This is a genomic window from Acinetobacter sp. AKBS16, from assembly GCF_002899995.1.
In the GTDB taxonomy this organism is placed as follows: Bacteria; Pseudomonadota; Gammaproteobacteria; order Pseudomonadales; family Moraxellaceae; genus Acinetobacter; species Acinetobacter baumannii.
The window spans coordinates 1-3,283 of the sequence record NZ_POYH01000022.1 but is presented as its reverse complement, the minus strand read 5'-3'; the positions used below and the strand labels follow the sequence as shown (position 1 = coordinate 3,283).

Annotated in this window: 1 rRNA gene; it reads right to left on the bottom strand. The window is 48.8% G+C overall.

Going from position 1 to position 3,283, the window contains the following annotated elements:
• Nucleotides 1-77 precede the first annotated feature (77 nt).
• Nucleotides 78-2,970: ribosomal RNA gene (locus C1642_RS03320) — 23S ribosomal RNA — on the bottom strand.
• Nucleotides 2,971-3,283 lie beyond the last annotated feature (313 nt).

Genomic DNA, 3,283 nt, shown 5'->3' with positions numbered 1-3,283 from the left:
AGAGGTATAACTAAATCAAGTTGTCTTGCATATTTAAGAATCGATTGATGCTTCATATACAACTGCTTGGGTGTTGTATAGTCAAGCCTCACGAGCAATTAGTATTGGTCAGCTTCACATATCACTATGCTTCCACATCCAACCTATCAACGTCCTAGTCTCGAACGGCTCTTTAGAGGACATAAAGTCCTAGGGAAATCTTATCTTGAGGTAGGCTTCCCGCTTAGATGCTTTCAGCGGTTATCCCTTCCGAACATAGCTACCCGGCGATGCGACTGGCGTCACAACCGGTACACCAGAGGTTCGTCCACTCTGGTCCTCTCGTACTAGGAGCAGATCCTCTCAAATTTCCAGCGCCCACGGTAGATAGGGACCGAACTGTCTCACGACGTTCTAAACCCAGCTCGCGTACCTCTTTAAATGGCGAACAGCCATACCCTTGGGACCTGCTTCAGCCCCAGGATGAGATGAGCCGACATCGAGGTGCCAAACACCGCCGTCGATATGAACTCTTGGGCGGTATCAGCCTGTTATCCCCAGAGTACCTTTTATCCGTTGAGCGATGGCCCTTCCATACAGAACCACCGGATCACTAAGACCTACTTTCGTACCTGCTCGACTTGTGGGTCTCGCAGTTAAGCGCGCTTTTGCCTTTATACTCTACGCGTGATTTCCGACCACGCTGAGCGCACCTTCGTACTCCTCCGTTACTCTTTAGGAGGAGACCGCCCCAGTCAAACTACCCACCAGACACGGTCCTCGTCCCGGATCACGGGACAGAGTTAGAACCTCAACATTACCAGGGTGGTATTTCAAGGACGGCTCCACTGGAACTAGCGTTCCAGCTTCAAAGCCTCCCACCTATCCTACACAAGTAAGGTCAAAGTTCAGTGTCAAGCTGCAGTAAAGGTTCACGGGGTCTTTCCGTCTAGCCGCGGGTACACTGCATCTTCACAGCGATTTCGATTTCACTGAGCCTCTGCTGGAGACAGCGCCGCCATCATTATGCCATTCGTGCAGGTCGGAACTTACCCGACAAGGAATTTCGCTACCTTAGGACCGTTATAGTTACGGCCGCCGTTTACTGGGGCTTCGATCAAGAGCTTCGCTTACGCTAACCCCATCAATTAACCTTCCAGCACCGGGCAGGCATCACACCCTATACGTCCACTTTCGTGTTTGCAGAGTGCTATGTTTTTAATAAACAGTTGCAGCGGCCTGGTTTCTGCGGCTGTCGTCAGCTCAGGAAGCGAGTTCCATCACCAACAACAGCGTACCTTCTCCCGAAGTTACGGTACCATTTTGCCTAGTTCCTTCAGCAGAGTTCTCTCAAGCGCCTTGGTCTACTCGACCTGACCACCTGTGTCGGTTTCGGGTACGATTCCTGTGTAACTGAAGCTTAGAGACTTTTCCTGGAAGCATGGCATCAACCACTTCGCTGTACAAGTACAGCTTGCTATCAGATCTCAGCATAGAGTACCCCGGATTTGCCTAAGATACATGCCTACATCCTTTCACCTGGACAACCAACGCCAGGCTGATTTAGCCTTCTCCGTCCTCTCATCGCATTACACAGAAGTAATGGAATATTAACCATTTTCCCATCGACTACGCCTTTCGGCCTCGCCTTAGGGGTCGACTCACCCAGCCCCGATTAACGTTGGACTGGAACCCTTGGTCTTTCGGCGAACGGGTTTTTCACCCGTTTTGTCGTTACTCACGTCAGCATTCGCACTTCTGATACCTCCAGCATGCTTCTCAACACACCTTCATCGGCTTACAGAACGCTCCCCTACCACGTATACAAAGTATACATCCGCAGCTTCGGCACATAGTTTTAGCCCCGTTACATCTTCCGCGCAGGCCGACTCGACTAGTGAGCTATTACGCTTTCTTTAAAGGGTGGCTGCTTCTAAGCCAACCTCCTAGCTGTCTATGCCTTCCCACATCGTTTCCCACTTAACTATGATTTTGGGGCCTTAGCTGGCGGTCTGGATTGTTTTCCTCTTGACTACGGACGTTAGCACCCGCAGTCTGTCTCCCGGATAGTACTCATAGGTATTCGGAGTTTGCATCGGTTTGGTAAGTCGGGATGACCCCCTAGCCGAAACAGTGCTCTACCCCCTATGGTATTCGTCCGAGGCGCTACCTAAATAGCTTTCGGGGAGAACCAGCTATCACCAGGCTTGATTAGCCTTTCACCCCTATCCACAAGTCATCCCCTGGCTTTTCAACGACAGTGGGTTCGGTCCTCCAGTTAGTGTTACCCAACCTTCAACCTGCTCATGGATAGATCGCCTGGTTTCGGGTCTATACCCAGCAACTAAACGCCCTATTAAGACTCGATTTCTCTACGGCTCCCCTATACGGTTAACCTCGCTACTGAATATAAGTCGCTGACCCATTATACAAAAGGTACGCAGTCACACCACGAAGGTGCTCCCACTGCTTGTATGCATGCGGTTTCAGGATCTATTTCACTCCCCTCACAGGGGTTCTTTTCGCCTTTCCCTCACGGTACTGGTTCACTATCGGTCAGTCAGGAGTATTTAGCCTTGGAGGATGGTCCCCCCATATTCAGACAAGGTTTCACGTGCCTCGCCCTACTCGTCATCATTATGTGTGCCCTTTCGTGTACGGGAATATCACCCTCTACGTTCGCACTTCCCAGAGCGTTCCACTAAAACACACATAACTTAATGGGCTGATCCCCGTTCGCTCGCCGCTACTGAGGGAATCTCAATTGATTTCTTTTCCTAAGGGTACTGAGATGTTTCACTTCCCCTCGTTCGCCTTGCAACACTATGTATTCATGTTGCAATACCTACCTTAAAGTAGGTGGGTTCCCCCATTCAGACATCTCCGGATCAAAGGATATTTGCCGCCTCCCCGGAGCTTTTCGCAGGCTATCACGTCTTTCATCGCCTCTGACTGCCAAGGCATCCACCACATGCACTTAATTACTTGACTATACAACCCCAAACAGTCGATGTTACCTACAAGTTAGTAACTTCAACATTTCAGTTTAGAGCACTGTGCACTTAAGCACCGTACAGCTTCAATCTAAATTCACATACCAAAACGCTTGATTCAGTTAATTTGCTAGTTCTCAATTCATCTAGATTAATTGCTTAATCTAAACTCTTGAGTGAACAATTTATTTCAGACTCAATTTTGCCAATCTGTTAATGAGTTAATGTGTCTTCGTCAGATCACACTAATTACCGTGATAATGAAATCACAGAAGTTAATAAACCAAGATCTCAATCTTTATTTACTAATT